The 18,985-nt window shown below is 56.0% G+C and carries 15 protein-coding genes; 10 read left to right on the forward strand and 5 right to left on the reverse strand.

Translation table 11 applies throughout. The features are described from left to right. Positions 1–207: 207 nt before the first annotated feature. The 5 genes from TMS3_RS02730 to dnaA all read right to left on the reverse strand — a co-directional run bounded on the left by TMS3_RS02730 (position 208) and on the right by dnaA (position 9,176). Positions 208–1,368, reverse strand: a complete 1,161-nt coding sequence (locus tag TMS3_RS02730) for a BCCT family transporter (protein ID WP_025163713.1) — start codon at positions 1,366–1,368, stop codon at positions 208–210. Positions 1,369–3,042: 1,674 nt separating this feature from the next. Continuing rightward, positions 3,043–5,460, reverse strand: a complete 2,418-nt coding sequence (gene gyrB, locus TMS3_RS02735; RefSeq protein WP_025163714.1) for a DNA topoisomerase (ATP-hydrolyzing) subunit B — start codon at positions 5,458–5,460, stop codon at positions 3,043–3,045. A gap of 3 nt (positions 5,461–5,463) precedes the next feature. After that, a complete protein-coding gene (recF, locus tag TMS3_RS02740; protein WP_025163715.1) occupies positions 5,464–6,567 on the reverse strand; it encodes a DNA replication/repair protein RecF in 1,104 nt (367 codons plus the stop codon). A 7-nt stretch (positions 6,568–6,574) separates the two neighbouring features. Continuing rightward, positions 6,575–7,678: a DNA polymerase III subunit beta gene (gene dnaN, locus TMS3_RS02745; RefSeq protein ID WP_025163716.1), complete on the reverse strand. Its 1,104-nt coding sequence runs from the start codon at positions 7,676–7,678 to the stop codon at positions 6,575–6,577. Positions 7,679–7,709: 31 nt separating this feature from the next. Further along, complete coding sequence (gene dnaA, locus TMS3_RS02750; protein WP_025163717.1) at positions 7,710–9,176, reverse strand: chromosomal replication initiator protein DnaA; 1,467 nt, start codon at positions 9,174–9,176, stop codon at positions 7,710–7,712. 537 nt (positions 9,177–9,713) lie between these two features. Here dnaA and rpmH point away from each other — a divergent pair. The 10 genes from rpmH (at position 9,714) to TMS3_RS02790 (ending at position 18,983) form a co-directional block, all read left to right on the forward strand. After that, positions 9,714–9,848: a 50S ribosomal protein L34 gene (gene rpmH / locus TMS3_RS24420; RefSeq protein ID WP_003213577.1), complete on the forward strand. Its 135-nt coding sequence runs from the start codon at positions 9,714–9,716 to the stop codon at positions 9,846–9,848. A 13-nt stretch (positions 9,849–9,861) separates the two neighbouring features. Beyond that, positions 9,862–10,263, forward strand: a complete 402-nt coding sequence (rnpA, locus tag TMS3_RS02755) for a ribonuclease P protein component (RefSeq protein ID WP_025163718.1) — start codon at positions 9,862–9,864, stop codon at positions 10,261–10,263. Continuing rightward, complete coding sequence (gene yidD / locus TMS3_RS24425) at positions 10,256–10,501, forward strand: membrane protein insertion efficiency factor YidD (protein WP_235576597.1); 246 nt, start codon at positions 10,256–10,258, stop codon at positions 10,499–10,501. Before rnpA ends, yidD begins: the two co-directional genes overlap by 8 nt. A 2-nt stretch (positions 10,502–10,503) precedes the next feature. Beyond that, positions 10,504–12,177: a membrane protein insertase YidC gene (gene yidC / locus TMS3_RS02760; protein WP_025163719.1), complete on the forward strand. Its 1,674-nt coding sequence runs from the start codon at positions 10,504–10,506 to the stop codon at positions 12,175–12,177. Between the two features lie 87 nt (positions 12,178–12,264). Then, the gene (mnmE, locus tag TMS3_RS02765) at positions 12,265–13,632 is read left to right on the forward strand and encodes a tRNA uridine-5-carboxymethylaminomethyl(34) synthesis GTPase MnmE (RefSeq protein WP_025163720.1); all 1,368 of its coding nucleotides are present in this window, start codon (positions 12,265–12,267) and stop codon (positions 13,630–13,632) included. A gap of 565 nt (positions 13,633–14,197) precedes the next feature. Further along, complete coding sequence (gene mnmG, locus TMS3_RS02770) at positions 14,198–16,090, forward strand: tRNA uridine-5-carboxymethylaminomethyl(34) synthesis enzyme MnmG (protein ID WP_025163721.1); 1,893 nt, start codon at positions 14,198–14,200, stop codon at positions 16,088–16,090. Next, on the forward strand, positions 16,090–16,737 hold the full coding sequence (rsmG, locus tag TMS3_RS02775) for a 16S rRNA (guanine(527)-N(7))-methyltransferase RsmG (RefSeq protein ID WP_025163722.1): 648 nt from the start codon (positions 16,090–16,092) through the stop codon (positions 16,735–16,737). The genes mnmG and rsmG overlap by 1 nt, the downstream gene beginning before the upstream one ends. Before the next feature lie 12 nt (positions 16,738–16,749). Next, complete coding sequence (locus TMS3_RS02780) at positions 16,750–17,538, forward strand: ParA family protein (RefSeq protein ID WP_025163723.1); 789 nt, start codon at positions 16,750–16,752, stop codon at positions 17,536–17,538. A 10-nt stretch (positions 17,539–17,548) separates the two neighbouring features. Then, on the forward strand, positions 17,549–18,421 hold the full coding sequence (locus TMS3_RS02785) for a ParB/RepB/Spo0J family partition protein (protein WP_025163724.1): 873 nt from the start codon (positions 17,549–17,551) through the stop codon (positions 18,419–18,421). 154 nt (positions 18,422–18,575) lie between these two features. Next, the gene (locus tag TMS3_RS02790) at positions 18,576–18,983 is read left to right on the forward strand and encodes a F0F1 ATP synthase subunit I (protein WP_025163725.1); all 408 of its coding nucleotides are present in this window, start codon (positions 18,576–18,578) and stop codon (positions 18,981–18,983) included. Positions 18,984–18,985: the final 2 nt, after the last annotated feature.

The raw sequence follows: 18,985 nt of genomic DNA on the forward strand, positions 1-18,985 counted from the left end.
CTCACAAGGACACGACCAACAAAAAAGCCGCCTCTTGAAGGGCGGCTTTTTGTTGGTCGAGCCTAAGGGCCTTAGATCCATCAGCACAGCATGAGGCCTCCTGTGGAGGCGTTAGCCCTCTACAGGCCACCGTCCCTTCAATAGAACCGCTTAAGGCTCAGACTGCTCTCGTACTGAACGACATGCCTTGCAGCAAAACCAATGCGACTATCGCTCAGCTTCTAATGCCGTCTGCTTCGAGATAGCTGCCAGCGCCGGTCTGTGGCGTAACGTCATGGTCACAATCGCTGCCGCATACAGCGCAATCACAATCAACCCGACCCATTGAATCTCGAACGGAGTGAACTTGAACAACAGAACCAGAGTCGCCAGAACACCAACGTTCAGCAGGATAAATCTAGGGCGACCCAACTTCTCGACACTCATGCCCAGGTTGTCGGTGTACAAACGTACCAGCGAGTCGACCGAGTTGATCACGAAGATCACCCCCACAGTAACCATCGCCAGCTTCCAGAACAGCGTGATTTCGATGGCATTGGCGAAATAGTAATAGAGAACGGAAAACCATACGGCCAGGGGAATTGAAGGGATCACCAGCAACGCCAACAGCAGCTGATAGGTTTTAATACCGCCTACAAAACGCGCAACAAACTGGCCGATCATCACACTCCAGGCAAACCACCAAAACAGATAGAAGGCGTGATAGTCACTCAGGGGCAGAACGAACTTATGCAGATTGGCGAAGTAGCCGGAAGCAATCGCGCTGGTCGCCTCGGAAAAATAGCTCAAGCCCACGTCTGCCATCAGCCACATCCCGCCAATCAAGGCGAAGAATAGCCATGTTGAAGCGACGCTAAGAATTTTCAAATATTTGATATCGGTGCTCGAGTAGGCCGCTGCTAACAAGATTGCCAGCACCACCAGATAACTCCACCCCTCGCCGAGTTCTGGCGCATACCAGGCGATGTTCACCAGGAACAGATAGGCGGTGAATGCACAGGTTGCGACAATCACCAGATTATTGATGATCTTCACTGGCTTTAATTCGAAGAACTTGACCCGAGGCTCTATCACACAGAAATAAAAAGTCGTGATGAAGTAAAAAGCCCAAATCAGAAATCCCCAAAAACCAAACTCGACGCCTAACGGGTTAGAGAACTGATATTCAGCTTCCTTGGCGTAAACCGGGAACTCGGTGAGGGGAAAGATAATCAACCCCATGTCGAGGCCAGAGGTAAACAGAATCGCCAGGAAGGTGAACAGGCTCACCGGCTCTGGCCCTAAACACCGCTCATTCCCCCAACGCACGAGCACAAACAGGGTGCTGACTAACAGGACGATAATCGCGACTGACAAAATACTATTCATAAGGATCCCATACGTATCATCCGAGCCAGAGTCGCACCGTGTATCGTCGCGACTCTGGCCGGCCTCTTCATTATGTTTATTATTGGAACGGTTAATCGGGCGTTCTAGAACAGAGCATGTCTCCCCATAGCACTTACTGGGCTATGGGCCGCTGTCATCCGACTTTGTCCTTTGCGTCATCGCTCAGGCTATTCAGTGTGACTATCAGCGAGGGTAGTGGGGTGAGCGGTGTCTGTGGCGCCGAATTGCTAACCTGTCGTACGGCAGATTGACCCGTCACTCACCGCCACTGCTTCACGCACCTGATTGAAGGACTGCCCGAAGCCAGGCTGGTGCTTATCCTGTCGCGGCATGATTGGACCTGCTTTCCTCAGCACGACTCCTTGTGGCCTATCTCCGGCGGTGTTCTTTCTCATCAATTGTCTGCGGCAGGAAAACCACGAACACCCCGGCCGGCAAGCGAGGCAAGTTGCTTCAGTTACGCTTAGCCAATATTTTGCAGATAGCTGGTATTTGGCCGCGCAATCAGTCTATTGCTTGAACTATTTTCAAAGCATCTGAAAGCATTGGGTGCATTTTCGGCAGCCAACAAAAAACCCGCCGAAGCGGGTTTTTTCCTGACCATCCCGACATCCTGTCGGTAGCTATCCTAGCCATGGCCAATCATCCTTGATTCCGAGCGCGTCCTGCGCCTCAGAGGATTTATCAAGATTAATGATCTGCCTCCAAGTTCAATAGCAGCAAACGCCGTCAAGCCGTGTAAGCCATTCGCTATACCTATCAGCAGACAACTGAGACGACCCTACCAGCTTGAGGACTTTCGACAGCCCGATTGGCTTCGTTAGCTATCAATGCCGCCAGCGAGCGGAGTCCCCCAACGCAGGCTCGGCAGACAATCACAGTTCAACCCGAGTGGCCTTCATTACATTGCTCGCCGCGTGTTACTGCGTCGGTGCTCAGGTAACAAAGTCGAGTAGGACAGGAACAGAACCGCTCCCTTTGTGGGCATCACGCGTGTCATAAATTACACTAACACTTTGATTTATAATGACTTTTAATAAATGGCACGGGCTATGCTTTGTTATAGGGACAACAATAATAAAATCAGCAAAGAAATCGACTCGATTCTGACATAACAAAAACAACAAGCCAGATGAGTAGCAAACAGATTTTTTTGGAGAGGGTGTGCTTTTCCAGGAGTTAACCTGGCGACCAGAGGAAAACAATAAAACTACCTTGAGGTAGCTGAACTGGTTGAATCATCAAGTGACTATGGCACCACCAGCATCCAAAAAAATACGTTTACCTTTGAACCCACCGGGCTCAGAAAATCTTGTTCGACGATAGCGGTCACTAAAAACAACAACAGACTGTTTAACAACAAAAACAAAGCATGCAGCAATTATTTGAGGGGAGCTACGGCTCCCCTCAGTGCTTTCTGCTGTCCCTTCTCCCTATGAGCTTAGGGAATGCTCCGCGCAACATTGATGAGCGCCGAGTCACTTAGAATGCCTCCCAGAACCCCATTTCACAGCCCGATCAACGGTTTTCAAACCCGTTGATTAACTGGTGATCTAGAAAGAAAAACCCCGGCACTAGGCCGGGGTATGAGGTTCTGTGCCATGGCGATAACAGGTACGACCCTGTCATTTAGCCTGTCAACCGACACAAGTACTAGAAGTCCAAATTAGAAACCGCCAGTGCATTGCTCTCGATGAAGTCTCTGCGTGGTTCTACGGCATCGCCCATCAGCGTGTTGAAGATCTGATCCGCACCAATAGCATCTTCGATGGTGACCTTGAGCATGCGACGGACTTCCGGATCCATTGTGGTTTCCCACAGTTGATTCGGATTCATTTCACCCAACCCCTTATAGCGCTGAATGCTATGACGCTTGGTGCTCTCAGCCATCAGCCAGTTCAATGCTTCCTTGAAGGTGGCTACCGGCTTTTTGCGCTCTCCACGTTGCACATAGGCTCCGTCCTCCAACAGGCTATTGAGCTGATCCCCAAGGCTGGTGACAGTCTTGTAATCATTACTGGAGAAGAAGTCGCGGTTGAACGTGACGTAGCTGGAGACGCCATGGGAGATCAGCTCGACTTCAGGCAGCCATAGGTGACGCTCATGGTCTTCGCGCAGGCTGGTCTTATAAACCAAGCCAGACTTTTCCATGCCCCTTAACCGCGCTTCGAGCTGAGTGATCCAGCCCTGCATGGCAGCGTGATCGGCCAACTGCTCGAGGGTCACGCGCGGCAGATAAACGAAGTGCTCGGTCAGTTCCTGCGGGTATAGACGCGACAACCGCTTGAGGGTCTTCATGACCAAACGGTAATCGTTGACCAGACGCTCCAGGGCTTCACCGGCAAGGCCGGGGGCGCTTTCATTGACGTGCAGGCTGGCATCTTCAAGAGCCGACTGGGTCATGTATTCATCCATGGCCTCGTCATCCTTGATGTACTGCTCCTGCTTACCCTTTTTGACCTTGTACAGCGGCGGCTGGGCGATATAGATATAGCCGCGCTCGACCAACTCTGGAAGCTGTCGGAAAAAGAAGGTCAGCAGCAGGGTACGGATGTGTGAGCCGTCGACGTCGGCATCGGTCATGATGATGATGTTGTGGTAACGCAGCTTGTCGATGTTGTACTCGTCACGTCCGATACCGCAACCCAGCGCAGTGATCAGGGTGCCGACTTCCTGCGAGGAAATCATCTTGTCGAAACGAGCTTTCTCGACGTTGAGAATCTTGCCCTTGAGCGGCAGGATCGCCTGAGTCTTGCGGTTACGGCCCTGCTTCGCAGAACCGCCCGCGGAGTCCCCTTCCACTATGTAGAGTTCGGATAATGCCGGGTCTTTTTCCTGGCAGTCAGCCAGTTTTCCAGGCAGTCCGGCGATATCCAGGGCGCCTTTGCGGCGAGTCATTTCCCGTGCCTTACGCGCCGCTTCACGAGCCCGTGCGGCGTCGATCATCTTGCCGACTACGGCCTTGGCTTCGTTGGGGTTTTCCAGCAGGAAGTCGGAGAAGTACTTGCCCATTTCCTGCTCTACCGCCGTTTTCACTTCGGAGGAAACCAGCTTGTCCTTGGTCTGCGAGCTGAACTTGGGGTCGGGGACTTTGACTGAAATGATTGCAGTCAGACCTTCACGGGCGTCATCACCGGTGGTGGCAATCTTGTGTTTCTTGGCCAGGCCTTCCTGCTCGATATAAGCATTCAGGTTACGCGTCAGCGCCGAACGGAAACCGGCCAGGTGTGTACCACCGTCGCGCTGTGGAATGTTATTGGTGAAACACAACAGGTTCTCGTTGAAGCTGTCGTTCCACTGCAAGGCGATTTCCACGCCAACGCCATCATCACGCTGCACGTTGAAATGGAACACCTCGTTGACCGGAGTCTTGTTTACATTGAGGAATTCCACGAAGGCACGCAGGCCACCTTCATACTTGAACAGTTCTTCCTTGGCGCTACGCTCGTCCTTGAGAACGATGCCAACTCCAGAGTTCAGGAATGACAGTTCACGCAGGCGTTTGGCGAGAATATCCCAGCTGAAATGAATATTGTGGAACGTGTCTTCGGACGGCTTGAAGTGGATCTGCGTGCCGGTGTCATCAGTATCGCCCACTGGCGCCAGCGGAGATTGAGGCACACCGTGTATGTAAGTCTGTTCCCAGATCTTGCCGCCCCGCCGAATCGTCAGTACCAGCTCTTTGGACAGCGCGTTGACCACCGAGACACCCACACCGTGCAGGCCGCCGGAGACCTTATAGCTGTTATCGTCGAATTTACCGCCTGCGTGCAGCACGGTCATGATGACTTCGGCGGCGGATACACCTTCTTCCTTGTGGATATCCACTGGAATGCCGCGACCATTATCGCGCACGCTGATGGACTCATCGGGGTGGATGGTAATGGTGATATCGCTGCAATGACCGGCCAGCGCTTCGTCAATCGAGTTATCGACCACCTCGAACACCATATGGTGCAGACCACTGCCATCGTCCGTATCACCGATGTACATACCCGGTCGCTTGCGTACGGCATCCAGGCCCTTTAAGACCTTGATGTTATTGGAGTCGTACGTTTGGTTTTCGCTCATGCTTCACTCCCGGTGGTCGTGGGTCTGGGTGACACAGCCATGTTCCACGTGGAACATGGCAACCGGCGTGTCCGTGCGCCAGCCTTCCCGCAACAATTCATGGTCTACGCAGGTAATGAATACCTGGCAGTGCAATTCTTCTAACAAACAACACAGGGCCCGCCGATGTTGTTCATCCAACTCTGACGGCAAATCATCCACCAGATAAATACATTGGCCGCGCTTGGCCTGACTTACTAAATGACCTTGTGCAATTCGCAAGGCACAGACAACCAGCTTCTGCTGACCTCTCGATAAAATGTCTGTGGCATTGTGCACTCCCGAACGCAACCTGAGATCAGCCCGCTGGGGGCCGGCCTGGGTATGGCCTATCTGCTGATCTCGGGAAAGGGAAGCACGCAATACTTCATCCAGCTGGCGATCCTTATCCCATCCTCGGTTGTAACTGAGGGTAAGCCCATTCAGATCAACCAACTCACTCAGGATTCGTTCAAACACCGGTTTCAGCGCCTGAATATAAGTTCGCCTATAACCGTCAATTTCATCGCTAGCCAGGCATAGCTCACGGTCCCAGGCCGCCTGCGAAGCGGCGTCAAGTGTACCATGCCGCAGCCACGAGTTCCGCTGCCGCAAGGCCTTCTGCAGGCGCTGCCACGCAGGCAGAAATCGAGGTTCCACGTGGAACACTCCCCAATCCAAAAATTGTCGGCGAATCTTCGGCGCGCCTTCCAAGAGGCGAAAACTATCAGGGTTAATCAATTGCAACGGCAGAGTTTCGGCTAGCTGTGCAGCACTGCGCGCGTTCTGCCCGTCGATACGGATCTGAAAGTCGCCCTGACGCTCACGAGAGATACCCAAACTGCTCAGTCTGCCATCGGCCAACAGCACCTGACCAAAAACCGTGCAGGCTACTTGCTCGTACTGAATGACTGGAAGCAGTCTGGCACTGCGAAATGAGCGGGCAAGGCCAAGCAGATGAATAGCTTCCAGCACGCTGGTTTTGCCGCTGCCGTTGTCGCCATGGAGGATATTGATACGTGGGGAGGGGGAGAGTGTCACCGGGTGCAGATTACGCACCGCGGTGACTGTAACGCGGGTCAGGGACATTGAAGTCTTACAAACGCATAGGCATCACGACGTACGCTGAGTCGTCGTTGTCTGCCTCCTGTACCAGGGCGCTGCTGTTGGAGTCGGAGAGGATAAGACGGACCTGCTCGGTGGTCATTACGCCCAGTACATCCAACAGATAACTGACGTTGAAGCCGATCTCCAATTCACTACCGTTATAATCGACGGCGATCTCTTCTTCGGCTTCTTCCTGCTCTGGGTTATTCGCCTGAATCTTCAGTAGGCCAGAAGCCAGTTGCAAGCGGATACCGCGATACTTTTCATTGGACAGAATCGCGGTGCGGCTGAACGCCTCGCGCAAGCCTTGACGGTCAGCCACCACCAATTTATCACCGCCACGAGGAAGTACACGTTCGTAGTCGGGGAACTTGCCGTCAACCAGCTTGGAGGTGAAAGTGAACTCACCCGTGGTTGCACGAATGTGATGCTGACCGAGGACGATACTCACGCTGCCGTCCTGCTCTGTCAGTAGACGCGCCAGTTCCAGAATACCCTTACGCGGCACGATGACCTGGTGGCGATCGACTTGTTCGATAGCCGCTTCCATCGAACACATGGCCAGGCGATGACCGTCAGTTGCCACAGCACGCAGCACACCGCTTTGTACCTCGAGCAACATGCCGTTGAGGTAGTAACGCACGTCTTGTTGAGCCATGGCGAAACTGGTGCGCTCAATCAATCGGCGCAACTTGCTTTGGCCCAGATCGAAAGTTAGTGAGCCAGGACCTTCCTCGACGGTCGGGAAGTCATTGGCGGGTAGAGTCGACAGGCTGAAGCGACTGCGACCGGCTTTCACCAACAGTTTCTGCTCATCGAGACGGATATCGATCAGGGCATCGTTCGGCAGACTTTTGCAGATATCCATCAGCTTGCGCGCAGGAACGGTGATTTCGCCTGGCTCGGCCGGCTCTTCCAAGCTGACCCGACCAACCAGTTCGACTTCGAGGTCGGTACCGGTCAACGACAGTTGCTGGCCTTCAACCACCAGCAACACGTTGGAGAGCACCGGCAAGGTCTGGCGGCGTTCCACGACGCCGGCGACCAGTTGCAGAGGTTTCAACAGGGCTTCGCGTTGAATAGTGAAATGCATGGTCTAGTCCCTTGCCTAGTGGAGTTGCGTATTAGGTAGTCAGTGTACGCAGCAGATTCTTGTAGTCCTCGCGGATATCCGCGTCGGATTCCCTAAGTTCAGCAATCTTACGGCAAGCATGCAATACCGTAGTGTGATCACGGCCGCCAAAGACGTCGCCGATTTCCGGCAGGCTATGGTTGGTCAGCTCCTTCGACAGCGCCATCGCGACCTGCCGGGGTCGTGCCACTGAGCGCGAACGACGCTTGGAGAGCAGGTCTGACATCTTGATCTTGTAGTACTCGGCAACCGTTCTCTGGATATTGTCGATGCTGACCAGCTTGTCCTGCAGCGCCAACAGATCCTTCAAGGACTCGCGGATCAACTCGATGGTGATGTCGCGGCCCATGAAGTGCGAGTGCGCGATGACTCGCTTCAACGCACCCTCCAGTTCACGCACGTTGGAACGTATGCGCTGGGCAATGAAAAAGGCAGCATCGTGAGGTAGATCAACTTTGGCCTGATCAGCCTTCTTCATCAAGATGGCCACACGGGTTTCCAGTTCGGGCGGTTCCACCGCGACCGTCAACCCCCAGCCGAAACGTGATTTCAGACGCTCTTCAAGGCCTTCGATTTCTTTCGGGTAACGGTCGCTGGTGAGAATAACCTGCTGGCCACCTTCGAGTAAGGCATTGAATGTATGGAAGAATTCTTCTTGCGAGCGTTCTTTCTTGGCGAAGAATTGAATGTCATCAATCAACAGTGCATCCACCGAGCGGTAGAATCGCTTGAACTCGTTGATGGCGTTCAGTTGCAGGGCTTTGACCATGTCGGCGACGAAGCGCTCAGAATGCAGGTAGACCACCTTGGCATTCGGATTCTTCTGCAACAGGTGATTGCCGACTGCGTGCATCAAGTGGGTTTTACCCAAGCCGACCCCCCCATACAGAAACAGTGGGTTGTAGCCATGCTTGGGGTTATCGGCCACCTGCCAAGCAGCCGCCCGAGCCAATTGGTTGGATTTACCTTCGACAAAATTATCGAACGTGAAAGTACGGTTCAAATAGCTGGTGTGCTTGAGTCCGCCTTCAACCTGCACCGTGCGTTCGGTGCGCGCCGGGGCCGTTTGACTAGCCGCACCAGCCATGGGATCGAAACTGGCACGCGAGGGTTCTTCCACTCTAGCTGCCGGTTGCTGGGTTACAGACGCAGTGCTCTCTACCTGAGGCTGAGCAGCAGCCGGAGCAGCGGCGGCCACTCGAGGAGCGGCGTTACGTTTACTGCCTATTAATAGGGACAAAGCAGGCACCAGACCGTTGGTGTGTTCGTCCAGCAGTTCCAGCATGCGACCCAGGTATTTTTCGTTGACCCAATCGAGCACAAAACGGTTCGGCGCGTACACGCGCAGCTCGTCGCCTGTAGCCTCGACCTGTAGTGGACGGATCCAGGTGTTGAATTGCTGGGCAGGCAGCTCATCGCGCAGAAGCTCTACACACTGCTGCCAAAGTTCCACGGACACGGATATCCCCTAAGTCGAAAAGCGCTGAGGCAAAAAACAGCTGCCATTGTAGCCGCCGAAGCCGGAGTTATCCACACGTAAACACTTAAGCCAGCAAGCTAAATCAAGCTGTTACTGCTTATCAGGGTCATGCACAGGCCAATCGAAAACACTGTGGATAACCAAGCGTAAGCCTGCGGGATAAACCTGGGTACAAACGGTTGGAAAACCACGCTGTGGATAAAAGCTCATTTCATCCCCAGCTTATCCGAATGCTTCACACAGCTCCCTCACCGTTTCTGGACAGACTTACATCACTCTGAAAACCCTTCTGCTACTGGCCTATAGGCACTTATCCACAGATCCACTGCGCACTAGTAATTACAGACACTACAAAAGATCTTTAAATATTCTCTTCTTTATATTTCTATCTCTTCAGTCTTCTGCCCAGCGAAAAGCTGGTTGGAAATTGACCTGGCCTTCGGCTTTCTCTAGAATCGCCGGTCTCTTAAAACGGGGGCCATTCCGGCCCGTAGTCGACGACCCAGGTAAAGCATCATGAAACGCACTTTCCAACCCAGCACCATCAAACGCGCTCGCACTCACGGTTTCCGTGCTCGCATGGCTACTAAAAACGGTCGCGCCGTCCTGTCGCGTCGCCGCGCCAAGGGCCGTGCCCGTCTAGCTGTCTAATTTCAGTCTTGTGGTGAGTCGAGGCTTCGGCCGGGAAAAGCGTTTACTAACCCCCCGGCAATTCAAGGCAGTCTTCGACTCCCCCAGCGGCAAAGCTCCGGGCAAGAATGTCCTGCTGCTTGCGCGCAACAACGAGCTCGATCATCCCCGTTTGGGCCTGGTGATCGGCAAGAAGAGCGTCAAGCTCTCGGTTGAGCGCAATCGCCTGAAACGCCAAATCCGCGAGTCGTTCCGGGCCAATCAGGAAAATCTGGTTGGCTGGGACATCGTGGTAGTGGCACGCAAAGGCTTGGGTGATCTGGAAAATGCCGAACTCGCTCAGCAATTCGGCAAGCTCTGGAAACGACTCGCGCGCAGCAAACCTAACCCGCAGGCGAATGCCGAAACGGGAGGAAGCGACAGTACCCATGCGTAGACTGGTGTTAGCTTCAATCCAGTTTTACCGCTATGCCATCAGTCCGTTGATGGCCAGCCACTGTCGCTTCTACCCGAGTTGTTCTTGCTACGCGCATGATGCCATTGCTCAACGTGGCGTCATGCGTGGTGGCTGGCTGACCTTGCGTCGGCTTGGCCGCTGTCACCCGTGGAATCCCGGTGGCTACGACCCGGTCCCCCCCGCGAAAACCTCAAGCCCCTCTTCGATGGCCGAATAATCATGGATATTCAACGCTCGATCCTGATCGTCGCCCTGGCAGTCGTGACCTATATGATGGTTCTCCAGTGGAACCAGGACTATGGTCAAGCTCCCCTGCCGACTCAGACTTCCGCAGCCAGCAGCACAGTTCCTGGTTTACCGGAAATTTCTGGAGCCACCGACGGTAGTGACGTTCCTACGGCGAATGCCATCGGTAGCGAAGCGAGTGTGGCGCCCAGCGTGATCAGCGATGCGCTGATCCGGGTGAAAACCGATGTCCTCGAAATGGCCATCGATCCACGTGGCGGGGATGTGGTGCAGTTGATGCTGCCACAATTTCCGCGTCGTCAGGATCATCCCGACGTGCCCTTTCAGCTGTTCGATAACGGTGGCGAGCGACTGTATCTCGCACAGAGCGGTCTGACCGGCACAAACGGACCTGATGCCCGCGCCAGTGGTCGTCCGCTGTACAGCAGCGAGAAAACCAGCTACGAACTGAGCGATGGTCAGGACCAGCTGGTCGTCGAACTGAAATTCAGTGAGGCCGGGGTCAACTACATCAAGCGCTTTACCCTCAAGCGCGGACAGTACGACCTGAATGTCAGCTACCTGATCGACAACCAGAGCGCTCAAGCCTGGAGCGGTAACCTGTTCGGTCAGCTCAAGCGCGATGACAGTGGCGATCCGTCTTCCAGTACCGCCACCGGCACCGCCACTTACCTGGGCGCCGCCATGTGGACCCAGGAAAAACCCTATACGAAGATATCCACAGGCGACATGGATGACAAAAACCTGCGCGAAACTGTGCAAGGTGGCTGGATCGCCTGGTTGCAGCATTATTTCGTAACCGCCTGGGTGCCGAGCAAAGACAGCACCAACGTGGTGCAAACCCGCAAGGACAGCCAAGGTAACTACATCATTGGTTTCACCGGCCCGGCACTGAATATTCCGGCCGGCGCCAGCGCGGAAACCAATGCCATTCTGTATGCCGGACCCAAATCCCAGGGGAATCTGGAAGCCCTGTCTCCTGGGCTCGACCTGACCGTCGACTACGGCATTCTGTGGTTCCTGGCCAAGCCGATATTCTGGTTGCTCGGACATATCCAAGCGCTGCTGAATAACTGGGGATGGTCGATCATCGTTCTGACCATCATCATCAAACTGGCCTTTTTCCCACTGTCGGCGGCCAGTTATAAATCCATGGCGCGCATGCGGGCCGTGGCGCCAAAACTGGCAGCGCTGAAGGAACAGCATGGCGACGATCGGCAGAAAATGTCGCAGTCGATGATGGAGTTGTACAAGAAAGAGAAGATCAATCCACTGGGCGGCTGTCTGCCGATCCTGGTGCAGATGCCGGTATTCCTGGCGCTGTACTGGGTGTTGCTGGAAAGCGTGGAAATGCGCCAGGCGCCATGGATGTTCTGGATCACCGACCTGTCGATCAAGGATCCGTTCTTCATCCTGCCGATCATCATGGGCGCGACCATGTTTATCCAGCAGCAACTCAACCCGACTCCACCGGACCCGATGCAAGCCAAGGTGATGAAAATGATGCCGATCATCTTCACCTTCTTCTTCCTCTGGTTCCCGGCCGGTCTTGTGCTGTACTGGGTGGTCAACAACTGCTTGTCGATTGCACAGCAGTGGTACATTACCCGCAAGATCGAAGCAGCAACCAAGGCGGCTGCGGCCTGATAAGCCAGAGCGTTTAAGCTCGAGCTAGCCGTTATACAAGACGCCCCCATCGTGGGGCGTCTTGCTATCCAGGATTTGGAGTCCCGCATGCAAGCAGGCCGTGAAACCATTGCAGCAGTAGCTACCGCCCAAGGGCGTGGTGGCGTCGGTATCGTGCGGGTCTCCGGTACCCTGGCCAAACAAATGGCGCAGGCGGTTTGCCAACGTGAGCTGACGCCCCGTTATGCCCACTACGGGCCTTTTTTCGCTGACGCCGAGCAGGTGATCGATGAAGGCCTGGCCTTGTATTTTCCCGGGCCGAACTCCTTTACCGGCGAAGATGTGCTGGAACTGCAGGGCCACGGTGGTCCGGTGGTACTGGATCTGCTGTTACGTCGCTGTCTGCAGCTTGGTGCGCGGTTGGCCCGCCCCGGCGAATTCAGCGAGCGCGCCTTCCTCAATGACAAACTCGACCTGGCCCAGGCCGAGGCCATCGCCGACTTGATCGAAGCCAGCTCGGAACAAGCCGCGCGCAACGCCTTGCGCTCACTGCAAGGCGAGTTCTCAAAACGTGTGCATAACTTGACCGAGCGCCTGATCAGCCTGCGGATTTATGTCGAAGCGGCTATCGACTTTCCCGAGGAAGAAATCGACTTCCTCGCCGATGGTCACGTGTTGAGCCTGTTGCAGGAGGTACGCGCCGATCTCGCCGCAGTGTTGCGTGAAGCGGGCCAAGGTGCGCTGCTGCGCGATGGCATGACCGTGGTGATCGCCGGCCGCCCGAATGCCGGCAAGTCGAGCCTGCTCAATGCCTTGGCCGGGCGTGAGGCAGCCATCGTCACCGAAATCGCCGGCACCACGCGGGATGTGCTGCGCGAACATATCCACATCGACGGCATGCCGTTACACGTGGTGGATACTGCCGGTTTGCGTGACACCGAAGATCAGGTTGAGAAAATTGGGGTCGAGCGGGCCTTGAGCGCCATTAACGATGCAGACCGGATTTTGCTGATGGTCGATACCACGGCCCCCGAGGCGGCGGATCCATTCGCCTTGTGGCCGGAGTTTCTCGATCGGCGACCCGATCCGGCCAAGGTCACGCTGATTCGTAACAAGACAGACCTGTCCAACGAACCTACAGCCTTGAACGTCTGCGCCGACGGCCATGTCACCATCGGCCTGTCGGCTAAATCGAATGCAGGCCTGGAGCTGCTGCGCGAACATCTAAAAGCCTGCATGGGTTATCAACAGACCTCTGAAAGCAGCTTCAGCGCCCGCCGACGCCACTTAGAGGCGTTACGTCAGGCGGATACCTGCCTGCAACACGGTCACGCACAGCTGACCCTGGCGGGCGCCGGTGAGCTGCTGGCCGAAGACCTGCGTCAGGCCCAGCAGGTCCTTGGCGAAATCACCGGTGCCTTCAGCTCGGACGACTTGCTCGGGCGCATTTTTTCCAGTTTCTGCATCGGCAAATAAGCCTGTACTAGCGCCTGCTATCCACTGATTTCCCGCATAGGGCGAGATCGTCTGGGCGCGCCTCATCGGTTGTGCATCACCCGCGACCCGCAAAACTCATTTTTTAATCCAGCTCGCCGACTCGCGAGGCGGCTTTTACGTGGGCGAAGCCTGGCATAAGCCCTGTGGAAAACCGCCCCTAAACCCGGTCTATAAGCAGGGGGGAAAGCTGCCTATAAATCCCGCTGTGGACAACTAGCTGTTTAATCCACAGGTTTAGGGCGCTTATCCAAACCCCTCATCCCCTGCTAGGCACAGCCTTATACATGAATTAATACCTTGAAAATAAAGGGCTGTAGCCATCTATCCACAGAAAGCAACGGCAGTAGTAATAAACATAAAAACAAAGCTTTAAATAAATTCATTCTTTCTATACTTATTAACCGAGCGGATTTCACACGACCTGAGGGTTGGCTATTTTTTGTCCAGGAGGGTTCTTTCAGGGGCGGTAAGTGCCTATACTTGCCGGCTTCCCGCTTTTCCCGATAAAAGCCTCCCCCATTTCTCAACAGGCACGAGGTGCGTGGTGGATTTCCCTTCCCGTTTTGATGTGATCGTGATCGGCGGTGGCCACGCCGGCACCGAGGCTGCGCTCGCGGCTGCACGTATGGGGGTAAAAACCCTGCTGCTGACCCATAACGTGGAAACCTTGGGGCAGATGAGCTGCAATCCAGCCATTGGTGGCATCGGCAAAAGCCACTTGGTCAAGGAAATCGACGCTCTCGGTGGCGCCATGGCCCATGCCACCGATCTTGCGGGTATTCAATTTCGTGTGCTGAACAGTCGCAAGGGCCCCGCTGTCCGCGCGACCCGCGCCCAGGCCGATCGTCTGTTGTACAAGGCCGTCATCCGCGAAACCCTGGAAAACCAGACCAACCTGTGGATATTCCAGCAAGCCGCGGATGACCTGATCGTCGAGAACGAACAGGTCAAGGGCGTGGTCACGCAGATGGGCCTGCGCTTCCTCGCCGACTCGGTGGTGCTGACCACCGGCACCTTCCTCGGTGGACTTATCCACATCGGCATGCAGAACTACACCGGTGGCCGCGCCGGCGACCCACCTTCAATTGCTTTGGCCCATCGCCTGCGTGAGTTGCCGCTGCGCGTCGGTCGCCTGAAAACCGGTACCCCACCGCGCATTGATGGCCGTTCGGTAGATTTCACCCAGATGACCGAGCAACCCGGGGACACGCCGATCCCGGTAATGTCGTTCCTCGGTAACCAGCAACAGCATCCCCGTCAGGTCAGTTGCTGGATCACCCATACCAACACCCGTACCCACGAGATCATCGCCGCCAACCTGGATCGCTCCCCCATGTATTCAGGGGTGATCGATGGCGTCGGTCCGCGTTACTGCCCGTCCATTGAAGACAAGATTCACCGTTTCGCCGACAAAGACAGTCACCAGGTGTTCATCGAGCCGGAAGGCCTGACCACCCATGAGCTGTACCCCAATGGTATTTCCACCTCGCTGCCCTTCGATGTGCAACTGGAGCTGGTGCGTTCGATTCGCGGCATGCAGAACGCTCACATCATTCGCCCCGGTTACGCCATCGAGTACGATTACTTCGATCCGCGGGACCTGAAGTACAGCCTGGAAACCAAAGTCATCGGCGGCCTGTATTTCGCCGGTCAGATCAACGGCACCACCGGCTACGAAGAAGCCGGCGCCCAGGGGTTGTTGGCCGGCTGCAATGCGGCGCTGCGTGCCCAAGGCCGCGAAGCCTGGTGCCCGCGCCGCGACGAAGCCTACATCGGCGTACTGGTCGACGATCTGATCACCCTGGGTACCCAGGAACCGTATCGCATGTTCACCTCGCGGGCCGAATACCGTTTGATCCTGCGGGAAGACAACGCCGACCTGCGGCTGACCGAAAAAGGCCGCGAATTGGGTCTGGTCGACGATCAGCGCTGGGCGGCTTTCGAGGCCAAGCGCGAAGGCATCGCCCAGGAAGAGCAACGCTTGAAAAGCACCTGGGTACGTCCGAATACGATGCAAGGCGATGCCATCGCCGAACGCTTCGGCACCCCGTTGACTCACGAATACAACCTGCTCAACCTGCTAGCGCGCCCGGAAATCGACTACGCCGGTCTGGTCGCAGTGACCGGCGGCGGCGCCGAAGATCCGCAGGTCGCCGAGCAGGTCGAGATCAAGACCAAGTACGCCGGTTACATCGACCGCCAGCAGGATGAAATCGCCCGTCTGCGCGCGAGCGAGAATACCCAGTTGCCAACGGATATCGACTACAACGGAATTTCCGGATTATCCAAGGAAATCCAGCACAAGTTGGGTGATGCCCGGCCGCAGACCCTGGGCCAGGCCTCACGGATTCCCGGGGTGACTCCGGCAGCGATCTCGCTGTTGCTGATTCATCTGAAAAAGCGCGGTGCCGGCCGCCAGTTGGAGCAAAGCGCCTGATGTCTCTGGTTACCTCCAGCCATGCCGAAGAACTCAGCCAGGGCGCGCGTGAATTGGGCGTTGAACTGTCCGCCCAGCAACACCAGCAACTGCTCGCCTACCTGGCGCTGCTGATCAAGTGGAACAAGGCCTACAACCTGACCGCGGTGCGTAATCCAGACGAAATGGTCTCGCGCCATCTGCTCGACAGCCTCAGCGTGGTGCCCTATGTGGCAGAAGCTGGGGATAACTGGCTGGATGTCGGTAGCGGCGGCGGCATGCCGGGCATTCCACTGGCCATTATGTTTCCCGAGCGGCGCTTCACCCTGCTCGACTCCAACGGCAAGAAGACCCGCTTCCTCACACAAGTGAAGCTGGAGCTGCAGTTGAGCAACCTGGAAGTTATCCACAGCCGGGTCGAAGGCTTCACTCCCGAGCGTCCGTTCAGCGGTATCTGCTCGCGGGCTTTCAGCTCGTTGCAGGATTTCAGCGACTGGACGCGACACCTGGGCGATGGCAATACCCGCTGGTTGGCGATGAAGGGGGTGCACCCTGACGATGAGTTACAAGCCCTGCCGGCAGATTTTTCGCTGCTCGCCACTCACGTGCTCAAGGTTCCCGGTTGCCAAGGTCAGCGCCATCTGCTGATACTGCGACGCTCGGTCTAGGGGAAAAGCAGCATGGCTAAAGTATTCGCAATCGCCAACCAGAAAGGCGGTGTGGGCAAGACCACCACCTGCGTCAATCTGGCCGCGTCGCTGGTCGCGACCAAGCGACGCGTGCTGTTGATCGACCTCGATCCACAGGGCAATGCGACCATGGGCAGTGGGATCGACAAGCATGCCCTGGAGCATTCGATCTATGACGTACTGATCGGCGAATGCGACCTGGTGCAGGCCATGCAGTTTTCCGAGCACGGCGGATATCAGTTGCTGCCAGCCAACCGCGACCTGACCGCAGCCGAAGTCTCCCTGCTGGAGATGAAGATGAAGGAGAGCCGCCTGCGCTATGCGCTGGCGCCGATTCGCGAGAATTACGATTACATCCTCATCGACTGCCCGCCGGCGCTGTCGATGCTGACGATCAACGCGCTGGTTGCCGCCGATGCGGTGATTATCCCCATGCAGTGTGAGTATTACGCACTGGAGGGCCTGAGTGATCTGGTCAACAGCATTCAGCGCATCGGCCAGCTGCTCAATCCGAACCTGAAGATCGAAGGCTTGTTGCGTACCATGTACGATCCGCGCATCAGCCTGACCAACGATGTCTCGGCTCAGCTCAAGGAACACTTTCCCGATCAGCTGTACCAAACCGTGATTCCACGCAATGTGCGCCTGGCTGAAGCTCCGAGCTTCGGCATGCCGGCGCTGGTTTATGACAAGCAATCCCGTGGTGCCATCGCCTACCTGGCGTTGGCTGGCGAACTGGTTCGTCGCCAGCGTGCAAACGCTCACACTGCAACCGCATAAGGAATTCCGCATGGCCGCCAAGAAACGAGGGCTGGGAAGAGGGTTGGACGCCCTGCTAGGGGGAACCAGCGTCGTCGCGTTGCAAGACGAAGCGGCCCAGGCCGACATCAGCGAACTGCAATACGTGCCGCTGGATCTGATCCAGCGCGGTAAATACCAGCCACGCCGGGATATGGATCCCACTGCGCTGGAAGAGCTGGCCCAGTCGATCAAGTCCCACGGGGTGATGCAGCCGATCGTGGTACGGCCGATTGCCGACGGACGCTTCGAGATCGTTGCCGGCGAACGCCGTTGGCGTGCCAGTCATCAGGCGGGACTGGAGAAGATTCCCGCTATGGTGCGCGAGCTTCCAGACGAAGCCACCATTGCGATGGCGCTGATCGAGAACATTCAGCGCGAAGACCTCAACCCGATTGAGGAAGCCATGGCCCTGCAGCGCCTGCAGCAAGAGTTCCAATTGACCCAACAGCAAGTGGCGGAGGCTGTGGGTAAGTCCCGGGTGACCATCAGCAACCTGTTGCGGCTGATCGCCTTGCCGGAAGAGATCAAGACCTTGCTCGCCCATGGTGATCTGGAAATGGGCCACGCCCGTGCCTTGCTCGGTTTACCGGCTGAACAGCAGGTCGAAGGGGCGCGACATGTTGTCGCGCGTGGACTCAGCGTGCGCCAAACCGAGGCACTGGTGCGACAGTGGTTGAACAGTAAGGAGAAACCGGTCACAGAGACCAAGGTAGACCCGGACATCAGCCGGCTCGAACAACGCCTGGCTGAGCGGCTGGGCTCGCCGGTGCAGATCAAGCACGGGCAAAAAGGCAAAGGCCAATTGGTCATCCGCTACAGCTCATTGGATGAATTGCAGGGCGTGCTTGCCCACATTCGCTGAAACAATTGAGGCTGTAGTGTGTAGTCGGAAATCACTACCTGGCAGTTGAATGGGCTGGGAAGCACCCCTATACTCTGCGCGCATTTCGTCGGCACAAAGTATGCCAATTATTTTTTTGGCGCCGGCACTCGAGGACTGATTCAGGAACAACACGATGGATGTTCGCACGCAAAACCGCCTGCCCTTCCATCGTCTGCCGGTTTTTCCGGTATTGCTGGCTCAACTGGTCGTGGTCCTGCTTGCCGCCGTCGTTCTCTGGCAGTGGCGCGGTGTAACGACCGGATACTCTGGCTTGCTGGGTGGCTTGATTGCGTGGCTACCCAATCTGTACTTTGCCCACAAGGCGTTCCGTTTCACTGGAGCGCGGGCCGCCCAAGCCATAGTCCGGTCTTTTTATGCCGGTGAAGCGGGCAAGTTAATTCTGACGGCAGTGCTGTTTGCACTGACGTTTGCAGGGGTGAAGCCATTGGAGGCGCTGGCAGTGTTCGGCGTCTTTCTTCTGACCCAAGTGGTCAACTGGTTCGCACCGCTGTTGATGAAAATAAGATTTTTGAGACCTTAGGG

The sequence above is a fragment of the Pseudomonas taeanensis MS-3 genome, assembly GCF_000498575.2.
GTDB classification, from domain to species: Bacteria; Pseudomonadota; Gammaproteobacteria; order Pseudomonadales; family Pseudomonadaceae; genus Aquipseudomonas; species Aquipseudomonas taeanensis.

Excerpts from the sequence above, each read along its gene's own strand:
- gyrB (WP_025163714.1), bottom strand. The coding sequence starts at position 5,460 with ATGAGCGAAAACCAAACGTACGACTCCAATAACATCAAGGTCTTAAAG.
- TMS3_RS02785 (WP_025163724.1), top strand. The coding sequence starts at position 17,549 with ATGGCCGCCAAGAAACGAGGGCTGGGAAGAGGGTTGGACGCCCTGCTA.
- dnaN (WP_025163716.1), bottom strand. The coding sequence starts at position 7,678 with ATGCATTTCACTATTCAACGCGAAGCCCTGTTGAAACCTCTGCAACTG.
- mnmE (WP_025163720.1), top strand. The coding sequence starts at position 12,265 with ATGCAAGCAGGCCGTGAAACCATTGCAGCAGTAGCTACCGCCCAAGGG.
- TMS3_RS02730 (WP_025163713.1), bottom strand. The coding sequence starts at position 1,368 with ATGAATAGTATTTTGTCAGTCGCGATTATCGTCCTGTTAGTCAGCACC.
- TMS3_RS02790 (WP_025163725.1), top strand. The coding sequence starts at position 18,576 with ATGGATGTTCGCACGCAAAACCGCCTGCCCTTCCATCGTCTGCCGGTT.
- rpmH (WP_003213577.1), top strand. The coding sequence starts at position 9,714 with ATGAAACGCACTTTCCAACCCAGCACCATCAAACGCGCTCGCACTCAC.
- yidC (WP_025163719.1), top strand. The coding sequence starts at position 10,504 with ATGGATATTCAACGCTCGATCCTGATCGTCGCCCTGGCAGTCGTGACC.
- recF (WP_025163715.1), bottom strand. The coding sequence starts at position 6,567 with ATGTCCCTGACCCGCGTTACAGTCACCGCGGTGCGTAATCTGCACCCG.
- yidD (WP_235576597.1), top strand. The coding sequence starts at position 10,256 with ATGCGTAGACTGGTGTTAGCTTCAATCCAGTTTTACCGCTATGCCATC.
- rsmG (WP_025163722.1), top strand. The coding sequence starts at position 16,090 with ATGTCTCTGGTTACCTCCAGCCATGCCGAAGAACTCAGCCAGGGCGCG.
- TMS3_RS02780 (WP_025163723.1), top strand. The coding sequence starts at position 16,750 with ATGGCTAAAGTATTCGCAATCGCCAACCAGAAAGGCGGTGTGGGCAAG.